General features: G+C 55.5%; 20 protein-coding genes, 3 rRNA genes and 1 pseudogene. 8 read left to right on the forward strand and 16 right to left on the reverse strand.

Features of this window, described 5'->3' with window-relative positions:
- Positions 1-231 precede the first annotated feature (231 nt).
- Complete coding sequence (locus AT687_RS10995; RefSeq protein WP_004567419.1) at positions 232-768, forward strand: NADPH-dependent FMN reductase; 537 nt, start codon at positions 232-234, stop codon at positions 766-768.
- On the opposite strand, the gene AT687_RS11000 is transcribed toward AT687_RS10995, so the two are convergent.
- Complete coding sequence (locus tag AT687_RS11000; protein WP_014319531.1) at positions 765-2,114, reverse strand: glycosyltransferase 87 family protein; 1,350 nt, start codon at positions 2,112-2,114, stop codon at positions 765-767. The two genes, AT687_RS10995 and AT687_RS11000, sit on opposite strands and share 4 nt — an antisense overlap.
- A gap of 16 nt (positions 2,115-2,130) precedes the next feature.
- Positions 2,131-3,702: a TM0106 family RecB-like putative nuclease gene (locus tag AT687_RS11005; protein WP_014319532.1), complete on the reverse strand. Its 1,572-nt coding sequence runs from the start codon at positions 3,700-3,702 to the stop codon at positions 2,131-2,133.
- Positions 3,703-3,814: 112 nt separating this feature from the next.
- Between AT687_RS11005 and AT687_RS11010 the strand changes: the two genes are divergently transcribed.
- On the forward strand, positions 3,815-4,447 hold the full coding sequence (locus tag AT687_RS11010; RefSeq protein WP_004567422.1) for a DUF6474 family protein: 633 nt from the start codon (positions 3,815-3,817) through the stop codon (positions 4,445-4,447).
- A 121-nt stretch (positions 4,448-4,568) separates the two neighbouring features.
- Positions 4,569-4,886: a histone-like nucleoid-structuring protein Lsr2 gene (locus tag AT687_RS11015; RefSeq protein WP_014302564.1), complete on the forward strand. Its 318-nt coding sequence runs from the start codon at positions 4,569-4,571 to the stop codon at positions 4,884-4,886.
- Between the two features lie 57 nt (positions 4,887-4,943).
- Here the strand turns inward: AT687_RS11015 and hrrA are convergent, their stop codons facing one another.
- Together hrrA and hrrS are read right to left on the reverse strand one after the other, a co-directional pair.
- A complete protein-coding gene (gene hrrA / locus AT687_RS11020) occupies positions 4,944-5,582 on the reverse strand; it encodes a heme-responsive two-component system response HrrA (RefSeq protein WP_004567424.1) in 639 nt (212 codons plus the stop codon).
- 81 nt (positions 5,583-5,663) lie between these two features.
- Positions 5,664-7,106, reverse strand: a complete 1,443-nt coding sequence (hrrS, locus tag AT687_RS11025; RefSeq protein ID WP_014319533.1) for a heme-responsive two-component system sensor histidine kinase HrrS — start codon at positions 7,104-7,106, stop codon at positions 5,664-5,666.
- Here hrrS and AT687_RS11030 point away from each other — a divergent pair.
- Positions 6,988-7,512: a DUF2020 domain-containing protein gene (locus AT687_RS11030; RefSeq protein ID WP_227889296.1), complete on the forward strand. Its 525-nt coding sequence runs from the start codon at positions 6,988-6,990 to the stop codon at positions 7,510-7,512. The genes hrrS and AT687_RS11030 overlap by 119 nt on opposite strands.
- A gap of 132 nt (positions 7,513-7,644) precedes the next feature.
- The gene (gene uhpT, locus AT687_RS11035) at positions 7,645-9,054 is read left to right on the forward strand and encodes a hexose-6-phosphate:phosphate antiporter (protein ID WP_014311663.1); all 1,410 of its coding nucleotides are present in this window, start codon (positions 7,645-7,647) and stop codon (positions 9,052-9,054) included.
- A gap of 62 nt (positions 9,055-9,116) precedes the next feature.
- Here the strand turns inward: uhpT and AT687_RS12735 are convergent, their stop codons facing one another.
- A complete protein-coding gene (locus AT687_RS12735; protein WP_014311664.1) occupies positions 9,117-9,269 on the reverse strand; it encodes a hypothetical protein in 153 nt (50 codons plus the stop codon).
- Positions 9,270-9,275: 6 nt separating this feature from the next.
- Entirely contained in the window at positions 9,276-10,097 is an 822-nt protein-coding gene (locus tag AT687_RS11040) for a class E sortase (RefSeq protein ID WP_014319535.1), read from the reverse strand.
- Positions 10,098-10,263: 166 nt separating this feature from the next.
- On the opposite strand from AT687_RS11040, the pseudogene yidC reads away from it, so the two are divergent.
- A pseudogene (gene yidC, locus AT687_RS11045) lies at positions 10,264-11,472 on the forward strand (membrane protein insertase YidC); the annotation flags it as partial.
- Here yidC and AT687_RS13240 read toward each other — a convergent pair.
- The 4 genes from AT687_RS13240 to AT687_RS12740 all read right to left on the reverse strand — a co-directional run bounded on the left by AT687_RS13240 (position 11,402) and on the right by AT687_RS12740 (position 14,057).
- Complete coding sequence (locus AT687_RS13240; protein ID WP_010935722.1) at positions 11,402-12,028, reverse strand: TetR/AcrR family transcriptional regulator; 627 nt, start codon at positions 12,026-12,028, stop codon at positions 11,402-11,404. The pseudogene yidC and the gene AT687_RS13240 overlap by 71 nt on opposite strands.
- Positions 12,029-12,305: 277 nt before the next feature.
- Positions 12,306-12,569, reverse strand: a complete 264-nt coding sequence (locus tag AT687_RS11055) for a GlsB/YeaQ/YmgE family stress response membrane protein (protein ID WP_004567434.1) — start codon at positions 12,567-12,569, stop codon at positions 12,306-12,308.
- A 282-nt stretch (positions 12,570-12,851) separates the two neighbouring features.
- A complete protein-coding gene (locus AT687_RS11060) occupies positions 12,852-13,754 on the reverse strand; it encodes a universal stress protein (protein WP_004567435.1) in 903 nt (300 codons plus the stop codon).
- A 165-nt stretch (positions 13,755-13,919) separates the two neighbouring features.
- The gene (locus tag AT687_RS12740; protein WP_004567437.1) at positions 13,920-14,057 is read right to left on the reverse strand and encodes a hypothetical protein; all 138 of its coding nucleotides are present in this window, start codon (positions 14,055-14,057) and stop codon (positions 13,920-13,922) included.
- Between AT687_RS12740 and AT687_RS11065 the strand changes: the two genes are divergently transcribed.
- Positions 13,993-15,042, forward strand: a complete 1,050-nt coding sequence (locus AT687_RS11065) for a pseudouridine synthase (RefSeq protein WP_014319537.1) — start codon at positions 13,993-13,995, stop codon at positions 15,040-15,042. The genes AT687_RS12740 and AT687_RS11065 overlap by 65 nt on opposite strands.
- 370 nt (positions 15,043-15,412) lie before the next feature.
- Here the strand turns inward: AT687_RS11065 and rrf are convergent.
- The 6 genes from rrf to AT687_RS11095 all read right to left on the reverse strand — a co-directional run bounded on the left by rrf (position 15,413) and on the right by AT687_RS11095 (position 23,433).
- A 5S ribosomal RNA gene (gene rrf, locus AT687_RS11070) occupies positions 15,413-15,529 on the reverse strand.
- Positions 15,530-15,674: 145 nt separating this feature from the next.
- Positions 15,675-18,760 (reverse strand): 23S ribosomal RNA (locus AT687_RS11075).
- 364 nt (positions 18,761-19,124) lie between these two features.
- Positions 19,125-20,643 (reverse strand): 16S ribosomal RNA (locus tag AT687_RS11080).
- The 16S, 23S and 5S rRNA genes sit together here, the layout of an rRNA operon.
- A gap of 534 nt (positions 20,644-21,177) precedes the next feature.
- Positions 21,178-22,140, reverse strand: a complete 963-nt coding sequence (locus AT687_RS11085; RefSeq protein WP_014319538.1) for a hypothetical protein — start codon at positions 22,138-22,140, stop codon at positions 21,178-21,180.
- A 52-nt stretch (positions 22,141-22,192) separates the two neighbouring features.
- Positions 22,193-23,062 (reverse strand): AAA family ATPase, encoded by an 870-nt coding sequence (locus AT687_RS11090; protein WP_014319539.1) that lies wholly within the window; start codon positions 23,060-23,062, stop codon positions 22,193-22,195.
- Positions 23,059-23,433 carry a GntR family transcriptional regulator gene (locus AT687_RS11095; RefSeq protein WP_003853127.1) on the reverse strand — a complete coding sequence of 125 codons (375 nt, stop codon included), beginning with the start codon at positions 23,431-23,433 and terminating at the stop codon, positions 23,059-23,061. Before AT687_RS11095 ends, AT687_RS11090 begins: the two co-directional genes overlap by 4 nt.
- 239 nt (positions 23,434-23,672) lie before the next feature.
- On the opposite strand from AT687_RS11095, the gene AT687_RS11100 reads away from it, so the two are divergent.
- On the forward strand, positions 23,673-25,028 hold the full coding sequence (locus AT687_RS11100; RefSeq protein ID WP_014319540.1) for an NYN domain-containing protein: 1,356 nt from the start codon (positions 23,673-23,675) through the stop codon (positions 25,026-25,028).
- Positions 25,029-25,078 lie beyond the last annotated feature (50 nt).

Here is a 25,078-nt window from a genome sequence, read left to right on the forward strand (position 1 = left end):
TAGCACTCAGTAGCTTTTCGCTACTGTGACTCTGAGTGAACAGAGCTCTTTTTCAAAGGCCCCCCTATAATCAGGGGGCCTTTCGCACATCTCAACTAAGGAAAGAAACTCTCAATAACACTCCTTATCTTTCGGCCATCCAGAACGGAAGAATGCAATTAAACACTATTGTTCAATGGCTTGAACTCTAGGATAGACTAAAGGCTTCCCATAAGCAACGAAAGGAAGCTCATGAAAATTGGTGTCTTAGTAGGAAGCCTCCGCAAGGAGTCCTACGCTCGTAAAATTGCTCTCAACGCCATCAACATGTTCCCCGAGGACTTCGAGGGCCAGATCATTGAAATCGGCAACCTCCCGCTGTACAACGCCGACCTCGAGGTCAACCCGCCGCAGGAGTACATCGACTTCCGCAACACCATCCAAAGTTGCGACGCCATCTTGTTTGTCACCTCGGAAAACAACCGCACGATCCCGGCTTGCCTGAAAAACGCCGTCGACGTCGGCTCCAAGCCCACCCCTTCGTGGACCGGCCTGCCTGCCGGCATCATGAGCCACTCCGTTGGCCGTATGGGCGGCTACAGCGCGCACAAGAACCTGCGCCTTGCCCTGTCCTACTTTGAGATGCCTATTACCGGCCAGCCTGAGGTTTTCCTCGGTCAGTCCCCTACGCTTTTCGACGGCGACAAGCTAGTCCCTGACACCGCAGCCTTTGTACAGCGCTACATCGACACCTTTGAAAAGCTCGTGCGCAAAAACGTACAGAGCTAGGCGATAGCGATGGCAGCGCACGTAAGTGCGTAGATCGCCAGCACGCCGGTGGTGATGGCTGCGTATCTACCATCCTGCGCAGCCGTCCACGGCTTTGCCAACCACAGGGCAATTGCTATGAGGCTGGCAACGGCTAGGATCACGTAGCTATCACCAATAATGTGTTGCCATAGCGGCCAGCGCTCAGCGGCGCGGTCGTTTCGGGGCAGCAGCCAGTGCCCTTGGCAGATCATTGCCACAACACCGGATAGTGCGCCTGCTGCGAGCATGCGTCGTGGCGCATCTTTTTGGTTCACCAGCACCAAAAGAGCAGTTTGAACTGCAAAGACGATCCAGAGCCAGTGATGGCTCCATGATACCGGCGAGCACAGCAGGGCTACGAGTGCGTTCACGCACACAGCAGCCACCGCTGCCTGCGACGTTCCCTGCGCAAGCAGTTTGTGCATGATCCAGGCGATCAGCACGATGGTGACCACGCATAGGAGGGCCCACGGCACCGCGCTGGTATCTGCACCGAATAGCCTCGCCAGCACGCCTTTAAAGGACTGGTTGGACGGCCAGCTCAACTCGCCGATGCGGCTGGAGTCGTGCAGCACATCGAGCCAGTAGCTGCGAGAGTTTTCTGGGGAGATCCCCCAGGCAAGTGCGCTCATCCCCACGCCGGAGGCAACAGACCAGGCGGCGGCTTTAAAGTCGCGTTTGATCAGGAAGTACAGGCCAAAAACTGCCGGGGTAAGTTTGATGGCCGCGGCGATACCTACTAAAACACCACGGGGCAGCAGCGTTTTCCTAGCGAGGGTATCGATCAGCACCAGCAAGATGAGGTAGACGTTGATCTGGGCGAACCAGATATTTTCGCGCATGGGCTCCAGCACTGCGGCGGCTGCGGTAACCACGAGCCCAAGGCGGTAGGCGTCGATACGCGTCCATGCAGGACGCTGACCTGCGATAGCCCGCGTAACTAGGACGCTGCACCACCACAAGGCAACCACGGAGCCGAGGTCGAAAAGAAGGGCGGCCACGCGCACCGGTAGGATCGTAAACGGCACGAACGCCAGCGCCGCAAATGGCGGATAAGTAAACGGCAGACTGATGTTGTGGACTTGGTAGCCCTGCGTATAGAGGTTTTTGTGCTCGGCAAAGGCCTTCGCCCCCTCGAAGTACACGCCGAAGTCGTAGTGATAAATAAATAGCGAGTCGAAGCCATAGATGGGTTTACGCATAAAAAGAGCGTCATGATCCATCACACCTAGAACAAGGATCGTCGCAAGGACCAGCCAAGCCACCACCATGGTGCCACGCCAGCGGAGGAAGCGCAGCAAGCTGTGCTCGTCGCAGTTATTCATCACGCGTGTAACAGTATCAATGCAGCATTGTGTTCAACAATGGCACGCCAGGTGCTCCCGCATTCAACCACGAGCGCACAGCGGCGGTCGCACGGCAATCGTCACCGTTGTAGCTCAGCAGCGTCGCGCGCACATTCGCACTCGTCTCCGCATCAACATGGGTATCCAGCCCAACTGCTTCGCGGTAGAGGTTCACGCTCGCCTCGCCGTCCACGTCGTTCGCCTCCCAACTAAACCCCGCCGCGGGGGCCACGATCTTCAGCCCTAGCCCTTCAGGGCCCACAAGATTATTCTTGACGGCCACGAACACGTCGTGCCATTGCCCCGATTGGATAAAGGCGAGCACCTCGGCCTCGCTGGGCACTCCTTCAACTTTGCCGTGGAACCGGCGCGCACTGAAGCGCAGCCAGTGGTTTTCGCCGTGCGCGGAGTAGCAAAACGCCCCGAAGGTCTGTCCGGCCTGCTCGGCCGCGTATCGACGCCCCATCAACCACGCCCAGAATCGCGCGAAGTTTTCTCCTTCCGCCTGCCCACCAAGAGGCTCCCAGGTCACAAACGGATGGTATGTATCGCCGTCGTAGGCACCCCACAGATAGGCACCATGGTCGAGGTAGGCCTCAACGTCGATGTCGATCTCTACGTCAAAGCGCTCGTGGTCTACGTGTTCAGTCACAGCAAGAACAGGGATGTGGGCGCGCCATGCCGCCGCAAGCTCGGAAGGGCGCCCGAGGCGGGCGTCGATAAGCCCTTGGACCGTGTCGATCCCCCGCTCACGGAACGGATTAGCGCGATCACCGCTTAAAAACAGGCTCAGGTCATCGCGCTCCCGCAACTGCTCACCGCACAAGTCAATAAACCGGCAGCTAGCACACTCCTTTACCCGGCGCGGCACATCTGGAATCCTAGCGCGCAACGCATTAGTGAGCCCCTGCTGAAAATAATCAGTATTGAGCACAAACACCTGCTCACGGCTTTGCCCAATAATAAGAGCCCGCCGGCACCCCACCCCGAGGCTATCGAGCGCCTGGGCAGCAAGGCCCAGCGTGAACGAGTCAATGGAATGATGCTTGAGTTTGGTGGCCACCTTATATGCCTGCCCCAGCCCTAGGCGGGCCGTGGCAATCATCCGAACTGTTTTGGCTTGGTCGGCGGCATTTCGAGCTGGGCGCGCGACGCGATGGTTAGACACGAGCAGGGGCAGGTAGCAGCCGTCAGGGCGTCGGATAAGGGCGTCGAGTTCTGTGTGCCACGCAATCCCCTCGCTTTCACCGATGAGAACTGCGCCGGTAATAATGTTGGCTTGATCGGCGATAGCTTCCAGCGTCTGCAGATACGTCTGCCACACATCCTCGTGGTTTACACGGGCTGGGTAATCGGGGCGAAGGTCGAGGCGCAGGAAGTGCTGGGGGTCCCCGATTTGTGGCTTGGTGGGCAACAGATCGAAGACGGCTCGGCGGGCGTCGAGGAGGCGTTCGCGCCTGAGCTGGGAGTTTTCAGTTGCCGATACGTTTGGGAAGCGCCTCCGCTGCACTTGGCGGTAGCGGCAACCGACTAGGTCGGAAGGTTGCAAGTGCGTATCAGTTTCCACAAGTTCTCCAGCTTATTGCACGAACGCGGGTAGTGTGGAATTGAACTGGGCACTGGTTTATGGTTTGTGCCCCTCAATAAAAATGGCTCACGTATTCGATAAGGATGAAATAATGGGACTATTCGAATCCTTCCGTAAGGCTCGCGCGAAAACTAAAGCAGAAATCAAGGCAGCTAAGGTCAAGGCCCGCCAAGAAGTTAAAGACGCCACGAAGTTGGAAATAAAAAGAAATAAACTTCTTGCACAACAAGAAAAAGCTCTCTTGAAAGAGGAACGCAAGGGCCTCAAGGCGAAGCGTAAGCACGAAGAAAAGCTCGCCAAAACCACTTTGGAACAACTCAAGGCTGGCAAATTTAATAAAGATAATGTCTTGCGTTACGCCGGCGCTGCACGCACCTTAGCCCCTATTGTGTTGCCGCTCATTTATCGCGGAATTACCTTGGCTAAAGAGCAGGCAAATACCAAGCGCGCGTTGCGTCTTGGTATCGATCCTTCCGATCTTGCGCGCTTTGCCGGCCATGGCGCTGAGCTCAAGGCTCGCATTGAGGGAATCCGCGGTTCGGTGAAGGTATCGTCGCTGCCTAAGGGATTTGTAGCTGATGTGGAGCAGCGTCTCGACGACCTCACTTTCGCAGTGGATAACGCCGAATACATGACCCCCGAACTGCGACAGCGCAGCCACCGCAGCATTGCTAATGATCTAGACCAATTAGCACGCCAAATCCAAGATAAAATCGGCGAATAGTGTGGCTAATAACTTTTCACACCCAACTAAATAAAATTCTGTCTTTTTTATTTTGGGGAATACCAAATCGTTCTATCATGTTATAGAAACCAATTATTTCTTTTGAAAAGGACTCTTCCCCATGGCACGTCGTGAAATCACTCAGTACTTTGACGATATTGACAACACCCCACTGACCGAAGATCAGGTTCATGTTGTGCGATTTGGCGTCAACGGCATTAATTATGTGTTGGATCTTTCCGCCGATAATGCCCAAAAATTTGAGGACGCTTTAGCGCCCTTCATAGAAAAAGCGCACCGAGCTAAGGTCGACGAGTCGACACATTACGATCCCAAGACGGTTCGTGCGTGGGCCCAAAAACATGACTATCAAGTGGCTGATCGTGGAAAGATCCCGTCGAATGTGATCGAGGCGTACCTTAAGTCCACCAAGCGCTAAAAAATATCACCGCCGCGGAGCACAACCGGCTCTGCTGCGGTGATTTTTTATGCTTCGTTACAGCACACCTTGTTCTCGTGCGATAGCCACAGCCGAGGTGCGGGAGCGCACGCCCAGCTTGTCATAGATATGCACGAGGTGGCTTTTTACCGTTGCCTCAGACAACAGCAGCCTGCGCCCAATATCGCGGTTGGAAGAGCCACCAGCAACCAACTTGAGCACTTCCAGTTCGCGTGGGGTGAGCGAATTTCGTGGGGCACGTACTCGCGACATCAAGCGGTTAGCCACGGTAGGTGATAGTGCGGTGTCGCCTTCTGCCGCCGAACGCACTGCTGCCAGCAGTTCCTCTGGGGGTGCGTCTTTGAGCATGTAGCCAAGGGCTCCGGCTTCAATGGCACCGAGGATGTCCGCGTCGGTGTCATAGTTGGTCACCACGAGTACCTCTGGTGGGTTGTCCATCCGGCGTCGGATGGCGGCTGTTGCGTCGGCACCGCTGGTGAGCTTTGTCCCCTGCACGCCTGGGCCGAAGCGCAGATCCATGAGGATCACGTCGATACCGCCTGCTTGTGCTGCTGCGATGGCTGCTTCAGCGGTGGCTACTTCACCGATTACTTCAATGTCCTCGGCGCTTTCGAGCACGGCTCGAAGACCTAATCGGACAATTTCGTGATCGTCAGCGAGCAAAACTCGGATCATGCGTTCTCCACGCCCTTTCTTTTATGCGCTTGCGCGTGCAGGTACCTTCTCACTAACCTAGCCCAGCTGTACAACTAATTGCTAACACTGATCCTGATCTTTTGAATGAATTTCCTCGATGTCTACTGGCAACGCCACCGACACCGCGGTTCCTTGACCAGGTTCCGACTCCACAATCAGCTCCCCGCCTAGTTCCGCAGCGCGTTGTTGCATGGCGCTAATGCCCACGTGCCCCAACCCCGCGGGGCGTTGCGCTACTTGCTCGGGGTCGAAGCCATGGCCGTTGTCCACTACGTCGAGACGCACTTCTTCTTCCCCGTAACTTAGGGTGAGGTGGCAATGCGTGGCACCCGAATGCTTTGCGACATTGCCCAGCGCACCTTGAGCGATACGCACCAAGGCTGCTTCAACGCGCATGGGCAGTTGGCGTTCCTCGCCGTCGACCTCAATGCTAATCTCGGGGCCCACCACGTGCTCTGCGATCCGGTTCAATGCCCCTTCGAGCGAGGTTTTGCTCAACGCTGCTGGTTGCAAGGCTGCGATCATGGCACGAGCTTCGCTTAAGTTTTCCGCGGCGGTCGAGCGTGCAAGCTCCATGCGATGCAAGGGTGCTTGTTGCTCAGCTTCCGGCATTCCTGACTTTTTAATGTCTTGCTCGGCAACGCGCAGCAACATTTGGATACTGGAAAGCCCCTGGGCGAGCGTGTCGTGAATCTCGTGGGCGATGCGCTGGCGCTCTGCGGCGATACCCGCGGCGCGTTCCGTTTCTGCCAACTGATTCCGCGTGGCTAGGAGTTCGTCGATAAGCTCCTCGCGCTCACGCGCACCCTTCCAGATCGCCTCGAACGCGAAATGAATAGCGATAACTACCAGCGCCGACACCACCGGCCCCATCACCGCACCAATGGTGAGCTGCGCTAATTGGCTGGTAATCGCGATCGCCGTCGCTCCGACCACCAAAATAATGCCGCGAATATCTGGCAGCACCCTCAGATAGAGGAAAAACAGTGGGAAGACCATGTAGATACTCACTGGAATGATGGGCAGCATAAAGACCCACAGCACGGTGAGAATTACCAACAGCATGGCTTTGGTCCACATGGCGCGGCGGTGACTGACAGCGGCCGCGGCGTAGAAGAGGGCAAAAAGCGCGCTCAGGATGACCGCGACGATAGCGCTACGACGATCCAAGCTGACCACGCCCGCGAGCGATACTAGCAGCAACACGCTGGTGAGCACGTTCATGGAGCGGTAGTACAGCGCGGCCCCAGGGCGTCCAGAGTGGTGGGAAACGTCGAGCTGCCCCGTGTCGGTGAGGTGTGATGTGCCTGAGGGCTTCTCAGGATCTAGGCTTGACTGCATGAAACGTACATTACTGCCTGCTGCGGCGTTGGGCGTGTCAGTGCTGCTATCTGCTTGTTCTTCCCAGAACGCCCCTAGCTCCAACGAAGCTTCCGCCACCCCTGCCCCCGCCGATCCCGCGGTGGTGCACGATTCCGCTTTGCCTTTCGACGCCCTCCCCATGCCACCCCAGGGCCGCGATGGGTTCGAGGAGTGCCCGTATCTTGATTCCCAGTGGGTTGCCGACACCAATGGCCAGCGCATGACGGGTCAAGGCGTGGATACGCGTTTTGATACCCCCGCGTGCGTGTTCTGGTCTTATCCCGAGGCTCCGCAGGCCACGGTGATGGTGCGTCACATGACTTCTGAGGAAGAGGCTATTCGGGTGGTTGATTGGGCGGCCCCTATTGATACCACCGAGCCTGCCGAGGAGCCGGAGGGCTGGTCGGGTGGCCGTGCCGGCCATGAGGAGGGTGCGGTGTATGCCGTACAAAAGGGCCCTGTTGCTGTGGTGGTGTGGAGTAACCAGCAGCAGTCGTTGAAAGCGGAGCTGATGGCTAAGGAGGCCATTGCCCGATTGGGCCTCTAACCCCCCAATCGGACAAAACGGACTCTTGTTTATGTGAGATTCCACATCTTTGAACAACGCGACCTGCGGTTTTACATATTGACAATAATATTCAATCTTGTGAAGCAGCATATTTTCTGTAACGATTCAGATATGTTCAGTGTGTTCGATCTCAAGAAAATCCCCAACAAAGGAATACCACTCGAGCAACAACGCAAGATGTGGCTGGGACAGTTCCTCAAGGCGTTCTTCGTCGTGTTCTTCGTGTACATGTCGATGTACTTCATCAGGAACAACTTCAAAGCCGCACAGCCGATGCTCAAAGAAGACTTCGGCCTCACCACCCTCCAACTGGGCTACATCGGCCTCGCCTTCTCCATCACCTACGGCATCGGCAAAACCTTGGTCGGCTACTTCGTAGACGGCCACAACTCCAAGCGCATCATCTCCACTCTGCTGATCTGCGCCTCCACCATGGTTCTCCTCATGGGCCTGCTCCTGAGCTACTTCGGCTCAGTCATCGGCATCTTCATCGTCTTGTGGGGCCTTAACGGTCTATTCCAATCCGCCGGTGGCCCCGCCTCCTATTCGACGATTTCTCGCTGGGCGCCCCGAACCAAACGCGGCAAATACCTAGGCCTATGGAACGCCTCTCACAACGTCGGTGGCGCACTCGCCGGTGGCCTTGCTCTCTGGGGCGCTAACGTATTCTTCGGCGGCAACGTCGTCGGCATGTTCATCTTCCCAGCACTGATCGGCCTCACCATCGGTATCATCGGCCTCTTCGTCGGCAAAGACGACCCCGAGGAACTGGGCTGGAACCGCAGCGAGGAAATCTTCGGCGAAGCTGTGGAAGCAGAAAACTCCCAGGCAGAAACCATGCCCCAGCGCGAAATCTTCCTTAACTACGTGCTGAAAAACCCTTGGCTGTGGACACTCTGTATCGCCAACGTCTTCGTCTACATCGTCCGCATTGGTATCGACAACTGGGCACCGCTCTACGTCACCGAGGAACTCCACTTTGACAAGGGCGACGCCGTAAACACCATCTTCTACTTCGAGATCGGCGCACTGGTGGCCAGCCTGCTATGGGGCTACGTCTCCGACCTGCTCAAAGGCCGCCGCGCCATCGTGGCAATCGGCTGCCTGTTCATGATCTACTTCGCCGTCATGCTCTACCGCAACGCCAGCAGCGTCACCATGGTGAACCTCTCGCTGTTCATCTTGGGCGCACTGATCTTCGGCCCCCAGCTACTCATCGGTGTCTCGCTCGTCGGCTTCGTGCCTAAGCGCGCAATCAGCGTGGCTAACGGCATGACCGGTACCTTCGGCTACCTCTTTGGCGACTCCATGGCCAAAGTCGGCCTCGCCGCCATCGCAGACCCCGAGCAAAAAGGCCTCACCGTCTTCGGACACCTCCTCCACGGATGGGGTGCTGTCTTTACCGTCTTTTACTTCGCACTGACCATCGGCATCATATTGCTCATGATCGTCGCCGTGGGTGAAGAACGCCGCATCCGCAAGCTCCAAGCAGCAGAAGCGGTAGGCAAGGCACTCGCCTAGCAGCTCACCAATAACAAAACTCGCCTGCGGCAATTCCTGCCACAGGCGAGTTCTTTTTTGTTTTACACAGCCACGTCGTTATACGGCATCATCGTCGAAACCCACGGAAATATTACTTCCATAAGCAGGAAGAACACTGCCACTAAAAGGGCAACAGCAATGAGAACCTTGACCAGCCGCGGCCCAGGGATGAGATGCCACAAAAATCCATACATTGTTGTTTAACCTTCCTCTAACGCTGCTGGTTTATTGTCCCCGTTTTTAGGAAAGTGCTCGGTGAGCATGGCGTGCACAATCATGCGTTCCGCATTGGAAAACTGCGGGTGGCAGGTCGTCATCGTCATAATGCCTTCCATCCCAGGGTCCGCCTCGATCACATCCGTCTCCGGCAGCGCGCTAATCGTCGACACATCACCTGGGGTAGTGATAAACCGGCCATTAACATGCTCATAATCGCCATGCGTTATCCGCTCAGCTTGCTCAGGAGTAAAGCACCCCATGGCTTCGTCGTAACGCTGCTGGCCAGAAGAATCCACCGGCATAACCCGATATACGCTCCACGACGTGCGCGTTTCCACCACAATCGCATCACACACATTCAAGTTGCCCAGATCATTAAAAGGCGCGCCCTTGCCCACACGGTGACCAGCAACCGCAAAGTTGCCGCGCTCACCCGGCAGCTGCGTGTCATTGTAGTGCCCGGGACCAGCCTCTAGATCCGCATCCGTTGTGCCTTCCACGATCGCGAACTGGAAATCCGAACCAAACTGCGGAATGTACATACGCGCAAACGCTTCACCTAACTCAGGGGTGAGCTTCTTACGCGGATTCACCCGCTCTTTCCACTGGTCATCCATCTTGTCGCTCACCGCAGCCTGGGCCTTGCCAGCCTCAATGTTGGTCCAATACGCCTCATAGAAAGCGAAGAGGAAAAACAGCACACCTGCTGTGAGCAGCAGCTCTCCGATCACTTGCGTGACCGTCACCCGCGGACGACACCGCGCCGTGGGGTGTTGCTCGGGAGAAACCACGGGACTACTCATACATTCCTTATCGTTGTTTTAGGTTGGTGTGCCCACAATCGTAGCGCAGCCCGCCGTTTCCCCTCTACAACCCGATTGCGCGTACCATTTAAGTCTGTTTGTTCGTGATACGTCCCGATCGGAGTTTCCCGTGCTTGAGATGTTTATCTATCCCGTATCCGGTGTGATGCGGCTGTGGCACTACATATTTGCGGATCTATTTGGCGTTTCCCAGTCGCAGGCCTGGGTAGCGTCGCTGTTCGCACTGGTGGTCACAGTCCGATCCATCATTGCTCCCTTCTCGTGGATGCAGTTCAAGTCCGGACGCTTCGCTATCATGATGCGCCCCAAGATCAAGCGCCTCAAAGAGGAATACGCCGAGCGCACCGACAAGGAGTCCATCCTTGAGCAGGAGCGTCGCCAAAAAGAAATCCAAGAGGAATACGGCTACAGCATGGCCGCGGGCTGTGTTCCCGCATTGATCCAAGTGCCAGTGTTCTTGGGCCTCTACCAGGTGCTGTTGCGCATGGCACGCCCCAAAGAGGGCCTCGACGCCACCGTTCACGAACCCATCGGCTTGCTCACCTCCGACAACGTGCGCTCATTCCTAGAGACTCGATTCTTCGGCGTGCCACTGCCCGCCTATAACTCCATGTCCCCAGAGCAGCTCGCACGCCTTGGTACCGACCAGCCCACCATCCACGCGTTTGTTCTGCCGCTTATCATCGCCGCCTGCGTGTTCACCACGATCAACATGATCGTCTCCACGCTGCGAACCCGCTACTCCATCGACCACGACTCCGAATTTGCGGTGGGCATGTACCGCTTCCTCATCGCCATGGTTCTTGTCGCCCCTATCGGTTTGCTCCAGACTGGCATATTTGGCCCAATCCCTGCCGCTATCTGCTTGTACTGGGTTGCCAACAACTTGTGGACCCTCATTCAAAACAACGGCATGTTCCTCGCCCTATGGTGGAAATACCCTTACGATAGCGACCACAAAGCATTCCAAGCCGAGCGCCGCGCCCAGCGCGCAGAACGCGTAGTGAAAAAAAAGTCCCGCAAAAAAGCGTTACGACGCCTCCGCAACCGCAGCCTCATCCAACCATGGAAAATCGCTGCGCTACGCCAACAGGCCCGCGACATTAAAAACGAAGTCCGCGAAGAAAAAGAAGCCGAAAAAGCCCGCAAGAAGGCTATCCGCGAGAAACGTCGCGAAGCTCAAAACGAAATCAACAACGAAAAGAATGCCGAACGCATCGAAAAAATCGCCCGCCGCGTAGCAAAATACAAAGAGAAAAAGGCCGCTAAAAAGGGCCTTGATCCTAAATCGAATAATCAGCAGGAGGAGCAGACAGCAACTGAACCGCAAGATCCCGAGCAGTCTTCAACGACTCCACCGAGCGATTCAGACGACAACCCGCAAGACCACCATCCAGAAAAACCATCAACTGATTAGCCTGAACAGTGCCGGGATACCCGTTCTTCTCCGTCAACAACTGAGTTAACGTCTCCAAACACCACCGGCGATGTTCCATCACAACCGACACGATCTCGCGCTCACTATCCGTCTCTGGGCGCGGGTACTCGTTAGCAGCATTCTGGAAGTGCGAACCGCGATAATCCTTCAGCGGCTCCTCATCAATACACTGGTCAAAAAACGCGAGAATTTTCTCGCTTGGCGAACCCATCTCCGCAGTGCGCTCGTAATACTGCTCACGCCACTTTTCATCCAAGTTCTGCAAATAGGCAATAACCAGCGCATCCTTGGATCCGAACAGGGAGTACAAACTCGCCTTGGCTACATCAGCCTCACGCAAAATGCGATCAATGCCGATCACCCGAATTCCCTCGGTGGTAAAAAGCTGCGTTGCGCCATCCAATAGGCGCTGACGAGGGCTCGGACGGTTACGTCGACGACTCGTCGTCTTCGTGCTTTTCGCCTCGGCCAAAGCGATCCACTTCCTTTCCAGAAGTTCTACAAAAAATTCAAGTGCCTTTCACTATATCTGCACAGATCAGTCTATTCACCTTTTGTGGCTGAATCAGCATTTTGCACTGCGGGTGCGGCTGGGGGTGTGCTGCGGGCCCTGCTGCGGGCGTGTGAGCAATTTTTGCACCCTAAGATCGCATTTCCCCAAGAAGCACTTCCAAAAATTGGCCTTAAGGTACAAAAAATGCTCACGAGGAGACAATCCTCGTGAGCATTCACCTAAAAGCGCTACTGCGTTACTTCTTTCGCGTAACCAACTGCACCAAGCTGATCAGAATGACTGCGCCTAGCAAGCAGGTAAAGAAGCTAAAGAAGAGGCCGCCGCCAGCGACGTCAACTCCGAAGAGGCTCAATAGCCAACCGCCCAAGAAACCGCCAACAATGCCGACGATAATGTTCAGGCCAATGCCCTGCTGGGCGTCAGTGCCCTTGATCTTGGATGCAATCCAGCCTGCGAGGCCACCGATAATGATCCAGCCGATAATTCCTAGTCCGAGCATGTTGTCCTCCTTGAGATTTTGTTGCCGCCCTCGAATCCGAGCGCGGTGGTTCTTGATTTCCACAGTAGGCGGGGACGGTTTTTCTTGCAGGTAACATGCAAGAAAACCCCGCACTTTATGGCCATCTCAATCAATTCGTTATCACGAATAAATATCTCTGAACTGGGGCGATAAGGATTACGTAACAATTAGGCTACGAATTGTCGCATTACCCAAAAAGAGCCGCCAACATACCCTTTTCGGACACATTGGCGGCTCTTTAAACCTTAGGAGATTAGGCCTTTAGTTTTCTTTTTCGTTGGGGCGCACAACCACCATTGGGCATGGTGCAGACTGCAACAGTGCGCGAGAGGTGGAGCCTAACAGCATGCCGCGGAAACCGCCGCGGCCATGGGAGCCAACTACCAGCAGCTGTGCGTTGTGTGCGCAATCTTCGAGGGCGCGTACTGGGCGATCACGGGTGATCACCATTTCGACCTCTACGTCTGGGAAACGCTCCAGCAGTGGCTGCAGGCGATCCTTAAGCAGGGTGGTTTGCTCTTTCTCGATGATCTCCCACTCTTGCTGAGCGGCTGCCAGACCAGCCAAGGATGCTTGGACTTGCATGTCCATCCAGGTGTGGATGGCAACCAACTTTGCGCCACGTGCTTGTGCTTCTTCGAAGGCGAACTCGGTTGCGCGCTGGGACACGTCGGAGCCGTCGACACCGACGACCACTGGGCCATACTTGTTGGTTTCGGTGACGTGGTTATCGCTTCGCACGACTACCACTGGGCAGTCGGCGTGGCTGACAACTGCCGCAGAGACGGAACCCATGACCATACCGGAGAGGCCGCCAAGGCCACGGGAGCCCATGACGATCATGGTGACGTCACTCGACATATCGAGAAGCATGTCAATAGGGCTTCCCTCAGCGATGACGTATCCGATCTTGATGTCTGGGGCGACCTCATGGGCAACTACGCGAGCTGCCTCGATCATGTCCATCGTCTCGGACTGGAGCTCGTCGAAAAGCTCCTGTGGTGGCACCATACCCTCAGCGTAGAGGAACTGTGGCATGGTGTAGCTTGCGGCGAGGCGAAGCGGAACGCCACGCTTGTTGGCTGTATTTGCTGCCCAGCGAACGGCGTTCTGAGAGGCCTCGGAACCATCGACAGCAACGACAACGATGTTTTCGGCAGTCATTGTAAAGCCTTTCTATCAAGCACAAGGCGGAATTTCCACCATTGAGGTAGCAGGCACACACAGAATCCTCACTGTGGCACCAAACACTTCTATGATAGCGCGCAAGACCAGCACACACTACTGGTTACAACCAGTTCAGGGGTGGTGTGGGGGAAAAATCACATGTTATTGCTGCCGCGTAGCCGCCGGAGCGTTAGAGGGGTACATGAAGGTGTAAAGGAACTGAAGGACACGCGCAATGACCTGGCCAATGCCGTGGCTAAAGAAGTCCATCAGGGGGTTCACGATAGCATCAATATTCATGACAGATAGGGTAGTACAGATTCCCCGCGGACATGCACCGCTCGGAATAAAAGATGGACTCAACCCCTCCCGCGTGCGCGTGCCGGAGCAGCGCGATGGCGTCTCCGCCTACGACTTCGTTTGGGAGCTCATTGCCTCGCAACGCCACCGCCACCCCGAGGACACCCCTGAGGCTCTCATGCGGCGTTTTGAAGCCGACCAGGTCATCATCGGACCGTGGTTTCGTATTGCAAGCCCAGATTCCGTACTCCACACCAACGACGACGTCTGGTTTTATCGCATCCCCGCCCCCGAACCGACGATCCCCTACAGCTGTACGGTGGTCTACGAAGACGACACCATCCTCGTCGCCGACAAACCCCCCTTCCTAGCGACGATGCCCCGCGGCAAACACATCACCAACTCCGCAACAGTTCAACTACGCCGCAGCACCGGCATCGACGAGCTCAGCCCCGCCCACCGCCTAGACCGCCTCACCAGCGGCCTATTGTTGTTCACAAAGCACAAACGGGTACGTGGCGCCTACCAAACACTTTTCAGCGAACGAAACGTCCGCAAAACCTACGTCGCCACCGCACAGTACAACCCGAGCATTACACCCGGCACCATTTGGCGCTCACATATGACCAAAACCGCTGGCGAAATCCAGGGCCACATTATCGACGCACCCCCCAACGCCGAAACCCTCGTCGCCGTCATCGAGCGTATCGACGCCCCCACGCAACAACACCTCCATGCCCTCCACGGAACCGACATAGACCTTGCCCGCTATACCCTCAAGCCACATACCGGAAAGACCCACCAACTCCGCCTCCACATGCTCGCAGCCGGTGTGCCTATCCTTGGCGACACCATCTACCCCACAATACTTGCCGAAGACGCAGAAGACTATTTTCGACCCATGCACCTGACCAGTACTGAGTTGGAGTTTATTGATCCTCTCACCGGCCGGCCCCGCTTGTTCACCGGTGCAGTGATCCGGTAGCAGGGGTGGGTTGTTGATGTGTTCTCGTGTGTGGAATCCTTCAGCACGAAATCATGATGACGAAAACCCCTACACCACAAGGCCCACACCCAGGCACCCCACCATGGGTCTACGTAGTCACGAACTCGAGAACACCACCCACACCCCGCCCTGTACCACGTGCATCGCGCACCCCTGAAGATCAACTGCACCCCTGGCCCTAGGATCACCAGCCCCTAAGCCCCAACCCTAGGCAAAAAAAGAGGGGCGCACCCCACCAGGAACACCCCACACAAACACACACATGCGCATATAAAAAAAAGTGGGGTTGTGGTCGGTTGAAACACGTTGTTTCAACTAACCACAACCCCATATCATTATTTAAGTTTTAGGTTGGCAGCGACCTACTCTCCCACACCCTCCCAGGTGCAGTACCATCAGCGCAATCGGGCTTAGCTTCCGGGTTCGGAAAGGGACCGGGCGTACCCCCGACACAATAACCACCAACACACACAACCAACCACCCACGGTGACAGGCGTGCCATGCCAGACACTGCACAGCAGACGCAAGCAACACTCATTATCCATTTAAACCATCACCCACAACAAAAAGCGGTGAGATGTTCATAGATGTTTATTTTTTGCTCGTTACACACTGTTATTACTCGGTAAAATTAGTACCAGTCACCTTAACGCATTACTACGCTTCCAGATCTGGCCTATCAACCCCCTAGTCTAGAGGGAACCTCAAAAGAAACCTCATCTCAAAACAGGCTTCCCGCTTAGATGCTTTCAGCGGTTATCCCTCCCGTACGTAGCCAACCAGCCCTGCCACTGGCGTGACAACTGGCACACTAGAGGTACGTCCGTCCCGGTCCTCTCGTACTAGGGACAGCCTTCTTCAAGTTTCAACGCGCGCGGCGGATAGAGACCGAACTGTCTCACGACGTTCTAAACCCAGCTCGCGTGCCGCTTTAATGGGCGAACAGCCCAACCCTTGGGACCTACTCCAGCCCCAGGATGCGACGAGCCGACATCGAGGTGCCAAACCATCCCGTCGATATGGACTCTTGGGGAAGATCAGCCTGTTATCCCCGGGGTACCTTTTATCCGTTGAGCGACACCACTTCCACAAGTAGGTGCCGGATCACTAGTCCCGACTTTCGTCCCTGCTCGACCTGTCAGTCTCACAGTCAAGCTCCCTTGTGCACTTACACTCACCACCTGATTGCCAACCAGGCTGAGGGAACCTTTGGGCGCCTCCGTTACACTTTAGGAGGCAACCGCCCCAGTTAAACTACCCACCAGGCACTGTCCCCAACCCAGATCATGGGCCAAGGTTAAGGTGCTCAATCCGATCAGAGTGGTATTTCAACTTTCGACTCCACAACCACTAGCGTGACCACTTCACAGTCTCCCACCTATCCTACACAAACCGAACCAAACACCAATACCAAGCTATAGTGAAGGTCCCGGGGTCTTTTCGTCCTGCCGCGCGTAACGAGCATCTTTACTCGTACTGCAATTTCACCGGGCCTGTGGTTGAGACAGCAGGGAAGTCGTTACGCCATTCGTGCAGGTCGGAACTTACCCGACAAGGAATTTCGCTACCTTAGGATGGTTATAGTTACCACCGCCGTTTACTGGGGCTTAAATTCTCCGCTTCGGACAACAATGCCCTAACAGGTCCTCTTAACCTTCCAGCACCGGGCAGGCGTCAGTCCGTATACATCAACTTCCACGTTTTCGCACGGACCTGTGTTTTTAATAAACAGTCGCTTCCCTCTATTCTCTGCGACCACCACCAGCTCAACCACGTCGGTCACCAGCAATGGTCCCCCTTCTCCCGAAGTTACGGGGGCAATTTGCCGAGTTCCTTAACCACAGTTCACCCGATCGCCTTAGTATTCTCTACCTGACCACCTGTGTCGGTTATGGGTACGGGCCATATATGCACTCGCTAGAGGCTTTTCTCGACAGTACAGGATCACCAACATCAACCACAAAGGTCTACGCATCACGCCTCACCCAAATATGCGACACGGATTTACCTATGCCACGGGCCACACGCTTACACCACAATCCACTACATGGCTCAGCTACCTCACTGCGTCACCCCATCACTTGGCTACTACCAACGAAGATCCCACGCACATCACCACCAACCACACACAAAGCATGACCAGCAGATCCATGGATGGTTAGTACCACTGATTCACCACTGGGCGCACATACACGGGTACCAGAATATCAACTGGTTATCCATCGACTACGCCTGTCGGCCTCGCCTTAGGTCCCGACTCACCCTGGGAAGATTAGCTTAACCCAGGAACCCTTAGTCATCCGGCGGAAAAGTTTTCCACTTTTCATTCGTTACTCATGCCTGCATTCTCACTCGCACACACTCCACACCATCAAGTCACCCAGGTGCTTCACAGCAGTGCACGACGCTCCCCTACCCAACCAACAAAAAAATTGTTGACTGCCGCGGCTTCGGCGGTGTACTTGAGCCCCACTACATTGTCGGCGCAGAACCACTCGACCAGTGAGCTATTACGCACTCTTTCAAGGATGGCTGCTTCTAAGCCAACCTCCTGGCTGTCTTCGCGATCCCACATCCTTTTCCACTTAGTACACCCTTAGGGGCCTTAACCGGCGATCTGGGCTGTTTCCCTCTCGACCAACGGAGCTTATCCCCCGCAGTCTCACTGCCATGCTTAACATTACCGGCATTCGGAGTTTGGCTGACATTGCTAAGATTGTAGTCCCGCTCAACCAACCAGTAGCTCTACCTCCAGCAAGAAACACACAACGCTGCACCTAAATGCATTTCGGGGAGAACCAGCTATCACGGAGTTTGATTGGCCTTTCACCCCTACCCACAGCTCATCCCCTCAGTTTTCAACCTAAGTGGGTTCGCGCCTCCACAACCTCTTACAGCTGCTTCACACTGGCCATGGGTAGATCACCCCGCTTCGGGTCCAGGACATGCCACTAACAACACCCTCATTAGGATTCGCTTTCGCTACGACTACCCCACACGGGTTAACCTCGCGACATGCCGCTGACTCGCAGGCTCATTCTTCAAAAGGCACGCCATCACCTAACAAAAAGAGGCTCTGACGGATTGTAAGCACACGGTTTCAGGTACTATTTCACTCCCCTCCCGGGGTACTTTTCACCATTCCCTCACGGTACTATCCGCTATCGGTCATCATAAGTATTTAGGCTTACCGGGTGGTCCCGGCAGATTCACAGCAGATTCCACGAGCCCGCTGCTACTCGGGAACATCATCCACTCGCATGCACATGTTTTCACGTACGGGACTCTCACCCACTACGGCAGGCCATTCCAAACCACTTCCGCTAACACACACATCACAAGCGAGGAGCCGGCAGCCTCCTCCAACAACGCCCCACAACACCACACACGCAACCCCTGCCAGGTATCACACGCATACGGTTTAGCCTCATCCACGTTCGTTCGCCACTACTAGCAGAATCATTAATTATTTTCTTCTCCTACGGGTACTGAGATGTTTCACTTCCCCGCGTCACCCCCACACCAGCTATGAATTCACTGATGGGTAACCACACATAACCATGGCCAGGTTTCCCCATTCGGACACCCTCGGATCAACGCTCTATTGGCAACTCCCCGAGGCCTATCGCGGCCTTACACGTCCTTCATCGGCTCATAATGCCAAGGCATCCACCGTGTGCCCTTAACAAACAACACACATGTAACAAACAAAACACCAAGAACAATTAAAGAATAAAGATTACTCGCGTCCACTATACAGTTCTCACACAACACACCAACCACGAAGATCCCATGAAGCACAACCAGCACACAACCAGCCACACCAACACAAAAACCACATGAGTGATCAACCAGAACAACCATGTTGTCCCAGACACCCAACAGCGCACCAACACACAAAAAAAATAAGAACAAACACACGCAACAACAACAAACACAACAACCACAACAGCCCCACACCACACAGCGTGAGAAAAAACCATCATGGGTCACACGCATCCACCCGGATACAAAAAACAAAACAGGCAACAACTGTCACCCAACAATAAAAACTCCTTAGAAAGGAGGTGATCCAGCCGCACCTTCCGGTACGGCTACCTTGTTACGACTTCGTCCCAATCGCCGATCCCACCTTCGACAGCTCCCCCCCACAAGGGTTAGGCCACTGGCTTCGGGTGTTACCAACTTTCATGACGTGACGGGCGGTGTGTACAAGGCCCGGGAACGTATTCACCGCAGCGTTGCTGATCTGCGATTACTAGCGACTCCGACTTCATGGGGTCGAGTTGCAGACCCCAATCCGAACTGAGGCCGGCTTTCAGCGATTCGCTCACCCTCACAGGCTCGCAGCGCGTTGTACCGACCATTGTAGCATGTGTGAAGCCCTGGACATAAGGGGCATGATGATTTGACGTCATCCCCACCTTCCTCCGAGTTAACCCCGGCAGTCTCTCATGAGTCCCCACCATCACGTGCTGGCAACATAAGACAAGGGTTGCGCTCGTTGCGGGACTTAACCCAACATCTCACGACACGAGCTGACGACAACCATGCACCACCTGTATACAGACCACAAGGGAAAACGTATCACTACGCCGATCCTGCATATGTCAAGCCCAGGTAAGGTTCTTCGCGTTGCATCGAATTAATCCACATGCTCCGCCGCTTGTGCGGGCCCCCGTCAATTCCTTTGAGTTTTAGCCTTGCGGCCGTACTCCCCAGGCGGGGCGCTTAATGCGTTAGCTACGGCACGAAAGTCGTGGAAGACCCTCACACCTAGCGCCCACCGTTTACGGCATGGACTACCAGGGTATCTAATCCTGTTCGCTCCCCATGCTTTCGCTCCTCAGCGTCAGTTACTGCCCAGAGACCTGCCTTCGCCATCGGTGTTCCTCCTGATATCTGCGCATTCCACCGCTACACCAGGAATTCCAGTCTCCCCTACAGCACTCAAGTTATGCCCGTATCGCCTGCACGCCCGAAGTTAAGCCCCGGAATTTCACAGACGACGCGACAAACCACCTACGAGCTCTTTACGCCCAGTAATTCCGGACAACGCTCGCACCCTACGTATTACCGCGGCTGCTGGCACGTAGTTAGCCGGTGCTTCTTATCTAGGTACCGTCACAAAAGCTTCGTCCCTAGCGAAAGAGGTTTACAACCCGAAGGCCGTCATCCCCCACGCGGCGTCGCTGCATCAGGCTTGCGCCCATTGTGCAATATTCCCCACTGCTGCCTCCCGTAGGAGTCTGGGCCGTATCTCAGTCCCAATGTGGCCGTCCACCCTCTCAGGCCGGCTACCCGTCGACGCCTTGGTAGGCCATTACCCCACCAACAAGCTGATAGGCCGCGGGCTCATCTCGTACCGAAAAACTTTCCACCACACACACTAAAGCATGGTCCTATCCAGTATTAGACCCAGTTTCCCAGGCTTATCCCGAAGTACGAGGCAGATCACCCACGTGTTACTCACCCGTTCGCCACTCGAGTACCTAGCAAGCTAGGCCTTTCCGTTCGACTTGCATGTGTTAAGCACGCCGCCAGCGTTCGTCCTGAGCCAGGATCAAACTCTCCATAAAAAATCAGTCAAAAGACCAACCCTTCAAGCTGGAACGAGTCCAACCAACTGGCTAAAAACCACCACAAACAACACACAATTGTTTGCAACTGGCAAAATAAAAAATTAATGATTTGCTCTATCAAAAACGTGGCCATCATCCCTTGACGGGGAAAAATAACAATGACCACCAACACAACAATTCACAACAACCATCATGTTATTTACAAGCCATGGCACACTTGCCGGCCGTATGACAACATCACGTTCATCATCATTGCATGTATCTTTATTCCTATACCGATCCCCACCCACAATAAGGATGGGAACCACAAGTACATTGGCACACTATTGAGTTCTCAAACAACACAATCACACCACCACACACCACCATGAAACAATGATGCTCGGTGAAGAATTACGTGTATTTTTGTCGACCAGCGTGTTTTCCCACTACCTGCTCTCACTTATGTGAGGGGCGGTGTCGGTCGCGGCGACTTGATTAAATGTACACACCACGACCTGTTGACACAAACCCACAGGTCACAACGGGTTTTTAGGTAGATACCCCCAACGCATTGTCAGATTTTTCACTTTCGATCTCCCGATTGATCACATTTCGATACGCTACCCAGATCGAAACGGCGGTTGATACAACCATAGCCGCAACGAAATAGGGGCGGTAAGGCCCTGCCGCAAAGAAGGCTACCCACAGTGCGGCCACGGCGAATAGGTGTACAACACTAAAGAACTGTTTCCATCTCTTAGATATGCAGGCGCTTAGGAAGACCCAACCCATCGTCAGTGACACAAGGGCAAGAAAGACCAATGAGGGGACGGCTCCGATGAATTTGAGATAAAAGCCCGCGCATAGCCCCACGGGGATTTGCGCGATAATGAGAGCGCTTTGGACGGATAGCCAGTTGATTCGCCGATAGCCGGCAGCGACCCAGTTGTCTAAGGATTTATAGATCTCTTTCGTAACTATCACCATCGTGACGACCACTAGGCCGACGCCACTGCCATAATTCACCTCTCGAGGGTGCGAAAAATACCCGATCAGCGCGCTTATCGTGCTGCTAACAAGCACTGCCGCCCAGAATCCTAGCCATATCTTGGCCATGGGCAAGATAATGAAGTCAAGGTAGGGACTTCGGAAAGTATCTCCGCTTTGAGCCAGCACAGTTTCTGTGGGGTCTTCGTTTTTCATGCGGAAGGAGTCTCGGTACACCGTGACGCAAATTCCAACAATGATGAATACAGCGAGCAGTGGCCATGGCGTATTTGTGCGCACGGCGGTGAGTGCTGCCATGACGAACATAAAGGTCGACGCTGCGACCGTGAGGCGGCGAACGTCGTGAAGCCATATCGACGTCGGAATATTGAAAGCTTGATATCGGGAGAGGTCAAGCGCATAGATCACCACGATTCCTAGCAATGCGCCGAGAATTGCCATGGATACCATCCCGATTGCCCAAGCGAATAGCCACACCACAACAACCATGATGCAACTAAGCATTGATCCTCGAGACATGAGGCGGAGTATTCGGTACGAGGTGGACATGCGCATATCAATCACACTCCAGGAACATCACGGCACGTTCGAGCGAAACTTCGTGGGTTCGCAGGCCAAGGGCGCTGAGCTGGTCCCATTCCTCGGCACGAGCTTCTGCTAGGACTTTTGCCACGCCACCGGCTGTGTGTACCTCGCCAATTCGACGCGCAGGGTGAGAAACGAAGCCTTCGATCGTGGCTTTGGGGCCGACTAGTTCTACAACGCGTCCGGTAATGGATTCCACGTCACCTTGGAGGGCCACGCCATCTTTTTTGAGCACCATGACGGAGTCGAAAACGTGGGAGGCCTCGTTGATGTGGTGGGTGGACAGGATGATAAGTCGTGGGCAGCGTGCTTGTTCTGCGCGGAGTTCACGGTAGAAAAGGTCGCGGTTGGCTACGTCGAGTCCGAGGTAGGGCTCGTCGAGAAGCGTGATGTCGCAGGTGGCGCTGAAGGCGATGATGATGCCGAGTGCGGATTTCTGGCCGCGGGATAGCGACTGGTAGGGCTTATCGACGGGCACCTGGAAGGCGTCGATAAGCTGCGCGCAGCGTGCCTCGTCCCAACGTGGATAGCGATGCTGGGCGAAGGATAGAAGCTTTGCGGCGCGCCATGTGGATGGGAGGGGGACGTCGATACCCATGAGCACGCAACGATCCATTACTTTGGGGTTATCAAAGGCGGGTTGGCCGTCGATCTCGACGACACCCTCACACCGCGACTGACCTGCAAGGATCCTCAGCAGGGTTGTCTTTCCCACGCCATTCGCACCGATAAGACCATGGATAGCAGGCGAGGTGAGGTCGAAGGAAACGCCGCTTAGAACTAGCACATTGGTGGCCGTGCCGTAGGTTTTAGACAGGTCACTGACATGAATGGTGGTCATTCGTAGAGTCCTCGGCTTTCTGCTACTCGGTCGATGAGGTTGTGGAGTTCGGTTTTAGAGATGGTGAGTTTGACGGCTTCGTCGACAAGCGGGGCGAGATAGGCCGCTGCGAAGTCGTCGCGCCGCCTGCCGCGGATCAGTTCGACGGCGTTGTCTGTGACAAACATGCCTAGTCCTCGTTTCTTTTCCAGCACGCCGGCGTCGACAAGCAATTGGAGGCCTTTGCGTGCGGTGGCGGGGTTGATGGAGTGAAACGCTGCGAGCTCGTTGGTGGAGGGCGCGCGCTCGCCGGAGGAAAGGGAGCCTTCCACGATGGAGTCTTCAATCAGCGCGGCGATCTGCCGAAACAGGGGGGCTGTTGTTTCGTCCACCCTCACCACCACCCAGTTGGTTGGTTACTCATGTAACTAACCATAGTACCAAAGACGCCACCCGACAATAAAAGTGACCACGCACACCACAAAAGAACCCAGCACCCCAAAAGAAAAGCACATTTAGCCAGCCGTTTTACCGTGGCGTATCGACGTACCCCCCTCACATACGGCACACTGGATAACCAGAACCCACAAAATAAATTATTTAGAACAATGAAACGGACAGCACAGGAGCCATGCTTGAACGCACACAGGTCTTCGTCGACACCTCATATTTACTCGCGAGCTTTTATAACTCGTGGGAAATCGGCGCTCGCGCACAATTAGAAATCGATCTACCTGAGGTCGTGGCCACCTTGGGCAACATGATCCACAACCAACTCGGCCAACCAGTACACCGCCAATTCTGGTACGACGGCATCCCAGAATCCGGCCCACACCGCTACCAGCGGGCACTGCGCACATGCGACGGAGTGCAACTTCGCGCAGGTCAACTCATTGAATGGGGCGAACGACGCACCCAAAAAGCCGTCGATACCCGCCTCGTAGCCGACATGGTCCTCGCCGGCGTGCGCCGAGAATTTACCGACATCGTCCTCGTCTCCGGCGACGCCGACATGATCCCCGGCGTCCAAGAAGCAGTCAACGCCGGCGTCCGCGTCCACCTCTACGGATTCGGATGGGACTCCATGAGCTCGGCCCTCCGCCACGCCTGCGACTCCACCACCATCCTAGACCCCCGAGAAGACTTCGCCGACTGCATGCAGCTCGAAATCCTCGAAGGCCCACTACCTCCCGTCGTGCGCAACCCCGACGAGGAAGGAGAAGAAGGCGAATTCCCCGCCGCAGCAGCCGAAGCCGCTGCCGACACAACAGTTACGACCGACGCAACGGACACCGAGGCAACGCCCCCAGTGCCAACACCAGAGCAGGTCGCAGAAAAAAGCCAGCGGGAAGCACCAACCGCACCCATCCCATGCCCACAGCGCCCAGGGGAACCAGCGCTATCGGAAGAAGACTGCATGGCGGAAGTCCCCGCGAAAATGCCCAAGCCAGCGGCACCTAAGCCCGGCACGCACCTGCCCGCCGAAACGCCAGCACCCGTGCCGACCGCCACGCCTGCGCCGACACCAAGCAGCAGGACGGTTCGCGTGACCTCCACCGTGGAGGAATCCCTTGAGGTGACGGTAAGCAACTCCGCAGAACCAAACGTCGAGGCAGAAGAAGCCGACACCCCAGCAACGCCACGGCCGGCACCCAACCCCTCAATGATGGCACCGCGCCGCAAGCTGCGTTCACGTTATGTACCACTGCCCAACGAGGTGTGGGCATCCGCCGGCTACCAAACGCCTTTCGACGTCGGCCAGCAGTACGCCCTCTGGTGGTTCGATAACGCAGCCACCCCTGAGCAGCGCGATTCCGCCCATCTGTTATCAGGCGGCGGGCTGCCCCCAGAGATCGATCGCCCTTTGCTCCAGTTCGCTTGCGAGACTCTCCACGAGTACACGCTGACTGAAGCGCAGCGCGTGGGGCTACGCGACGGTTTCCACTCCGGTATCCGCGGGGTTTTGATTAATAATCAGAATTCTTAAAACCTCTACGCAACATAGTAAAAAGCCTCCCTCCCCTGCAGGGTTTAACC

Source organism: Corynebacterium diphtheriae (assembly GCF_001457455.1).
GTDB lineage: Bacteria > Actinomycetota > Actinomycetes > Mycobacteriales > Mycobacteriaceae > Corynebacterium > Corynebacterium diphtheriae.